Below are 6529 nucleotides of genomic sequence, written 5' to 3'. Positions count from 1 at the left end.
CGGCGATCAGCGGCTTCGAGAGCGGCAGCACGATCTGCAGGAACACCCGCAGGTGGCCGGCGCCGTCGATCCGCGCCGCCTCGATCAGCTCCTCCGTGACGCATCACGAGCACAAGCACGCCGCTACCCGCACCGCCGCCACCCGGCCGTCCTCGGAGGCTAGGCGGGGCGGGGCGCGGCGTCCGCCCGTTGACTTCCCAGGTGCGCGGCCGTGCTCGCGGGTCCGGGGGGGCGCTCGCCGACTCGAGGTCCGTTCTCCTCCGGCTCCTCCTCCGTTCTCCTCCGGCTCCTGCTCCGTTCTCCTCCGGCTCCCGCGACTGTCCAGGAGTCGTCGCACCCGAGCTCGAGTGCGACGACTCCTGCGCACTCGGCGACGACCGCTGGGACGGGCCCGGCGGCTCCACGACCATGCGGAAGCGGCCGTACTGGAGCGCGAGTACGGCGACTTCGGAGGAGTGGCGACCGGCTCGAGTGCGCGGGTCCGCGAGTGCTCAGGAGTTGTCGCAGTCGACGCCGAGTGCGACGACTTCTGGACAGTGGGGGGGAGGGGCTCCGGGTGAGGGCTCGCGAGTGCTCAGGAGTTGTCGCAGTCGAGGCCGAGTGCGACAAGTTCTGGACAGTGGGGGAGGCTCCGGGGTGAGCGCTTGCGAGTGCTCAAGAGTTGTCGCAGTCGACGCCGAGTGCGACAAGTTCTGGACAGTGGGGGGGGAGGGGCTCCGGGTGAGGGCTCGCGAGTGCTCGGGAGTCGTCGCAGTCGCGGCCGAGTGCGACGACTTCTGGACGGTGGGCGGCGTCCGAGCGGCGTCAGGGGCCCCGGCAGCACCCGTCAGGGACCCCGGCGGCACGGATCCGGGGCCCCGGCGGCACGCGTCGCGCCCGGCGCCCGCGACCTAGGGTGAGGGCATGCATCCGCTCGACGCCCAGGACCCGCTCGCGCACTGCCCCGAGCTGTTCGTCCGCACCCCCGAGGTCCGCTCCTACCTCGACGGCAACTCGCTCGGCCGGCCGCTGCGCGCGAGCGTCGCCCGGCTCGCGCGGTTCGCGGAGGAGGAGTGGGGCGGCCGCCTCATCCGCGGCTGGGAGGAGGGCTGGCTCGACATGCCGCTCGAGGTCGGCGACGCCCTCGGCTCCGCGGTGCTGGGAGCCGCGGCCGGGCAGACGGTCGTCGCCGACTCCACGACCGTCCTGCTCTACAAGCTCACCCGCGCGGCGATCGCCCGCCAGGCGGAGCAGGGGCGCGACGAGATCGTCGTGGACACCGACAACTTCCCCACCGACCGGTACGTGCTGGAGGGCATCGCGGCCGAGACCGGCAGCACGCTCCGCTGGATCGACTCCGACCCCGGGAGCGGCGTCGGCCCCGACGACCTCGCCCCGGTGCTCGGCGAGCGGACGGCGCTGGTGCTGCTCAGCCACGTCGCGTACCGCTCGGGGTTCCTCGCCGACGCCGCGGCGATCACCGCCCAGGCGCACGAGGCCGGCGCGCTCGTGCTCTGGGACGCCTCCCACTCCGTCGGCTCGGTGCCGCTCGAGCTCGACGAGTGGGGCGCGGACCTCGCGGTCGGCTGCTCCTACAAGTACTTGAACGGAGGCCCGGGGGCGCCCGCGTGGGCGTACGTCGCCTCCCGGCACGAGGGCTCGCTCGCGCAGCCGGTGCAGGGCTGGATGGGCGTCGCCGACATGTTCGAGATGGGACCCGGCTACCGTCCGGCCGAGGGGATGCGGCGCTTCCTCAGCGGGACTCCGCCGATCACGGGGATGCTCGCGATGCAGGACATGATCGCGCTGATCGCCTCGGTGGGCATGCCCGCGGTGCGCGCGAAGTCGGAGGCGATGACGGCGTACGCGCTGGAGCTGGCCGACGCGTGGCTGGTGCCGCGCGGGGTGCGGGTGGCGACTCCGCTCGACCCCGCCCGGCGCGGCTCGCACGTGACGATCGCGCACGAGTCGTTCGCCGGCCTGGTCCCGCGGCTGCAGGCGGAGGGGATCGTGCCGGACTTCCGCCGACCCGACGGCATCCGGATCGGCCTCTCGCCGCTGTCGACCACCTTCGCCGAGCTGGAGCTGGGCATGGCGGCCGTCCGGGACGCGCTGGACTGAGCGGGCCGGGGCGGGGGTTCGGCGGGGCGGCTGTCCCCGGCCCCGCCCCCATCCTCACCGCGCGTCACGCGTCCGGCGGGTGCTCTCCTTCTGCAGGGCCTCGACGAGCTCGGCCTTCGTCATGCGCGAGCGGCCGGAGACGTCCAGGCGCTTGGCGAGGTCCATCAGGTGCGCCTTGGTCGCGTTCGCGTCCACTCCGCCCGCCGTCTCGCCCCCGGGGGAGCGGCCGTGGCCCTCGGCGCGGGAGTCGGAGGGGCCGCTCTCGGCCTTGCGCTCCCAATGGTCGCCGACCTTCTCGTACTCGTGCTTCAGCGCGGCGAAGGCCGTGCGGTGGGCGCGCTCACCGTCGCCGTAGCTGTCGACGGCCGAGTCGTGCGCGGCCGACCAGAGCTTCTGCGCGTGCTCGTCGGAGCGCTCGATGGTGGACGGGATCTGTTCCTCGCGGGGCATGGCGGCCTCCCTCTCGTCCTCCGACGCTACGTCGGGTCGGAGGCGCCGGTCACCCCGTTGACGAGCGCTCGGCGGGCGCCTCCGTCCCCGGAGCGCACTCGGGAGGCCGCTGCCGGTGTTCTCACCGGGCCGACGCCGATGATGGGGCGATGTTCATCCCGACCAGAGCCGCCGGTCTCGAGGCGCTCGACGACTTCGTCGCCCGCGCGGGCTCCGCCTACGCCCGCGACCGCAACCACGACCTCGGACCGTCCCGGGACAACGTCTCCGGACTCTCGCCCTACCTCCGCCACCGCCTCGTCACCGAGCGGGAGGTCGTCGCCGCGGTCCTCGCGCGGCACCGTCTGACCGCCGCGGAGAAGTTCGTCCAGGAGGTGTTCTGGCGCACGTACTGGAAGGGCTGGCTCGAGCAGAACCCGGATGTCTGGCGCCGCTACCGCCGCGAGGTGGCGGACTCCTCCGCGGGCGATCCTCCGCCCGGGTACCTCGACGCGATCGGTGGACGCAGCGGCATCGACGCGATGGACGCGTGGGTGAGCGAGCTCGTCGAGACCGGGTACCTCCACAACCACACCCGCATGTGGTTCGCGAGCATCTGGATCTTCACCCTCGGACTGCCCTGGCAGCTCGGCGCCGACTTCTTCTACCGGCACCTGCTCGACGGCGACGCCGCGTCCAACACCCTGTCGTGGCGATGGGTCGCCGGCCTGCAGACTCCGGGCAAGACCTACCTCGCCTCCGCGTCCAACATCGCGCGCTACACGGAGGGGCGCTTCTCGCCGAGCGGCCTCGCCACCACGGCCCCCGCGCTCACCGAGGAGCCCTTCCCGCCGCGGGCACCGCTCGAGCAGGACGACGTCGTGGGGACCGTCGGCGCCCGCCCCGTCCTCCTGCTGCACGAGGAGGACCTCGAGGCGGAGAGCCTGCTCGCCGAGCAGCCGGGTCTGGCCGAGCGCCTCGTGGCGTGCGCCGTCGCCGGGGACGCGGGCGGGCGCTCGCCGTCCGGAGTCTCCGACGCGGTCGCCGCCTTCACCGCCGCGGCGCTCGCCGACGCCGCCGAGCGCACCTCCGACTCCAGCGGTCGGCCGGCGAGGGTGCTGGCGGACGCGCGTGCCGCGACGGTCGTCGACTGGGCGGTCTCCGAGCGGATCGACACCGTGGTCGTTCCGTACGCGCCGGTCGGGCCCGTCGGCGAGCGGGTGGAGGCGCTCCGCTCGGCTCTCGCCGACGAGGGGGTCGCGCTCGTCACCGTGCGCCGCCGCTGGGACGGTGCGGCGTGGCCGTCGGCGTCGCGGGGGTTCTTCCCGTTCCGGAAGCGGATCCCGGCGCTGGTGCGCGACCTCGTCGAGCCCGCCGACGCGGCCCGCCTGTTCTGAGTGGCGTCCTGTGAGCCGCGTCCTGTGACCCGCGTCCTGTGACCCGCGTCCTGTAGGCCGCGTCCCGCGTCCCGCGTCCCGCGTCCCGCATCCCGCATCCCGCATCCCGCGAGCCGCGTCCCGCGAGCCGTGTCCTGTGAGCCCCGTCCCGCGACCCACGTCCTGTGAGCCCCGTCCCGCGGAACCTGCCTGGTCCCGCGGGGCGGGTGCCGCTCAGCCGAGCAGGCGGTCGCGGAGGAAGTCGCTCGCGAAGCGGCCCGAGGGGTCCCACTCGGAGCGGAGGGTGCGCCACTCCTCGAGGTGCGGGTAGAGCGGCGCGATCTCGTCGGCTCCGGCGAGGAAGTGCTTGCCCCAGTGCGGCCGGGCGCCGAGCGGCAGCAGCGCGCCCTCGACGGCGGGGAGCACGGCGTCGACGCCGGCGCGGTCCTTCTTGAAGGTGAAGTGCACGCCGACGCTGTCGCGGCCCCCGGCGGGGGAGAGCCACTGGTCGTCGCCCGCCATGGTCCGCAGCTCCGTGATGAGCAGGACGTCGTCGATCCGCTCGCCGATCGCGCGCAGCGCCACGATCGCCTCGCGGACGTTCGCGCGCGGCACCATGTACTCGCTCTGGATCTCGTCGCCCGCGCTCGGCTCGCGGTCGAGGCGGAAGTGCGGCAGGCGCTCGGACCACGGTCCGACGGAGCCGCCGAACGGGTTCAGGTTGGAGTCGACACCCTCCGAGACGGCGAAGAGGCTCGCGGAGGCGGCGACCGCGCCCAGGTGCGTCGCGTCGACGTCGGCGACGGATCCCGCCGCCACCTTGGTCTTCAGCCACAGCTGCTCCACCGTCGGCGAGGACCAGTGGGTCATGAGGCTGACGCTGTAGGCGGAGGAGGTGATCGCATCGAAGTCGTCGAGCACGCGCTCCCAGGGCAGGTCGACGAACGCGTCCTGGCGGACGTCGAAGGTCGGCTGGATGTCGAGGGTCACGCGGGTGACGATGCCGAAGGCGCCGAGGCCGACGACGACGCCCTCGAAGCCCGGCTCCCCGCGGCGGATCGTGCGCAGCGAGCCGTCGGCGGTGACGAGCTCGAGCGCCGAGACGGCGGAGGAGAGGTTCGCGTTGCGGTCGCCCGAGCCGTGGGTGCCGGTCGCGATGGCGCCGGCGACCGAGATGTGCGGGAGAGAGCCCATGTTGTGCAGGGCGTAGCCGTTGCTGTGCAGGTGTGCGGCGACGACGCCGTAGCGGGTGGCGCCGCCGACGGTGACGGTGCTCGCCTCGGCGTCGATCACGGGGTCGGAGGCGAGGCGCCCCAGGTGCAGCAGTGCGCCGGGGGTGTCGGGCAGGGAGTTGAAGGAGTGGCGGCTGCCGAGGGCGCGGACGCGCTCGTTCTCGCGGACGAGGCGCTGCACCTCCTCGACGGACTCCGGCTCGATGATGGCGGCGGCGCGGTACTCGTAGGTGCCCGCCCAGTTGCTCCGTGAGGTCATGGGTCCATTCTGCCGGGTGCGCGGGGGATTTGTTGTTGATTGCAACGAATGGCATGGTAACGCACGGGACGCGGCAGGACGGAACGGCGTGGATTTTGTTCGGGGCGCACTCCGGGCCCCTGACGGGGAGGGCGGCGATGACCGCGCGCAGACGATCCCGCTCCGACCTGTTCCGGATGTGCGTGAGCCTCCTGGTCACGATCGTGGTGGTGCTGCTCGTCCTGGCGACGGGGACACCCGCTCCGGGCGACGAGGCCGTCGATACGACGGCGACCCTCGTTCCGGTCTCTCTGCTCGGCCGGCCGCTCTCCACCGCCCTCTCCGTGGGCTGGAGCGCCGCCTCGTACTCGCGCCTCGACGAGCAGGCGCTGCGGAGCGCCGCCTCCTCCTCGCGCCTCGACGAGCAGGCGCGGCGGAGCACCGCCGAGGAGGAGGCGCGCGGCGAGCGGCGCCTACTCTCGCGGATGCTGGGGGCGACCGGGGCGACCAGCACGACGCTGTCGGCGGCGGTGCCGGCGGCGGTGCCGGCGATCGTGGTCACGGTGGCGATCGCGCAGAGGACGGAGTTCCGCAGCGAGCCCCTCTCCCTCGCCGCCGCCCTGCTCGCCGTCGCGAGCTCGTGGGTGCTGATGGTCTTCTCGTTCGCGAAGGCCTGCCTGCGCCTCGAGTCGCGGTTGCCCGGCGGTCGCAGGTGCGCTTCGCCTTCGAGGAGGCGCCGCACCTCAGCGACTATGCGACAGTTGCGCTCCTGCTGTCCACGATGGCGGCCACGGTCTCGGCCGAGATCCGCTCGAGAGAGGGCTGGCGCCTGGTGCGCGCGAACGTCGTCATCGCGTCCGCCTTCGACTCGGTCATCATCGCGATGACGGTGTCACTGCTGTTCGGCGGACTCACGGCCTGAGACGGCGGGAGCGGAGCGTCAGGCGGAGCCGGGGGCGGTGCCGGCGATCGTGGTCACGGTGGCGATCGCGCAGAGGACGGAGTTCCGCAGCGAGCCCCTCTCCCTCGCCGCCGCCCTGCTCGCCGTCGCGAGCTCGTGGGTGCTGATGGTCTTCTCGTTCGCGCGCACCAGGCGCCAGCCCTCTCTCGAGCGGATCTCGGCCGAGACCGTGGCCGCCATCGTGGACAGCAGG

General features: G+C 73.5%; 6 protein-coding genes and 1 pseudogene. 3 read left to right on the top strand and 4 right to left on the bottom strand.

Translation table 11 applies throughout. The features are described from left to right. Nucleotides 1-94: pseudogene (locus tag C5C74_RS16470) on the bottom strand (ABC transporter permease subunit); the annotation flags it as partial. Between the two features lie 809 nt (nucleotides 95-903). On the opposite strand from C5C74_RS16470, the gene C5C74_RS16465 reads away from it, so the two are divergent. Next, on the top strand, nucleotides 904-2100 hold the full coding sequence (locus tag C5C74_RS16465) for a kynureninase (protein ID WP_104227472.1): 1197 nt from the start codon (nucleotides 904-906) through the stop codon (nucleotides 2098-2100). Between the two features lie 54 nt (nucleotides 2101-2154). Here the strand turns inward: C5C74_RS16465 and C5C74_RS16460 are convergent, their stop codons facing one another. Next, entirely contained in the window at nucleotides 2155-2550 is a 396-nt protein-coding gene (locus tag C5C74_RS16460; protein WP_104225169.1) for a ChaB family protein, read from the bottom strand. Nucleotides 2551-2699: 149 nt separating this feature from the next. Here C5C74_RS16460 and C5C74_RS16455 point away from each other — a divergent pair, with 149 nt between their 5' ends. After that, complete coding sequence (locus tag C5C74_RS16455) at nucleotides 2700-3926, top strand: FAD-binding domain-containing protein (RefSeq protein WP_104351910.1); 1227 nt, start codon at nucleotides 2700-2702, stop codon at nucleotides 3924-3926. A gap of 213 nt (nucleotides 3927-4139) precedes the next feature. Here C5C74_RS16455 and C5C74_RS16450 read toward each other — a convergent pair whose 3' ends face one another. Beyond that, nucleotides 4140-5396: an FAD-binding protein gene (locus C5C74_RS16450; RefSeq protein ID WP_104234610.1), complete on the bottom strand. Its 1257-nt coding sequence runs from the start codon at nucleotides 5394-5396 to the stop codon at nucleotides 4140-4142. Between the two features lie 691 nt (nucleotides 5397-6087). Here C5C74_RS16450 and C5C74_RS17185 point away from each other — a divergent pair. Next, nucleotides 6088-6297: a DUF1345 domain-containing protein gene (locus C5C74_RS17185; RefSeq protein ID WP_146083106.1), complete on the top strand. Its 210-nt coding sequence runs from the start codon at nucleotides 6088-6090 to the stop codon at nucleotides 6295-6297. 18 nt (nucleotides 6298-6315) lie between these two features. On the opposite strand, the gene C5C74_RS17595 is transcribed toward C5C74_RS17185, so the two are convergent. Beyond that, nucleotides 6316-6529: hypothetical protein (locus tag C5C74_RS17595; RefSeq protein WP_181134729.1), on the bottom strand; the 214-nt coding region annotated here is incomplete at its 5' end.

The sequence above is a fragment of the Rathayibacter sp. AY1E8 genome, assembly GCF_002931415.1.
Lineage (GTDB): Bacteria > Actinomycetota > Actinomycetes > Actinomycetales > Microbacteriaceae > Rathayibacter.
Note: the sequence above shows the minus strand (reverse complement) of the source record. Positions and strands in the feature narration are given on the sequence as shown.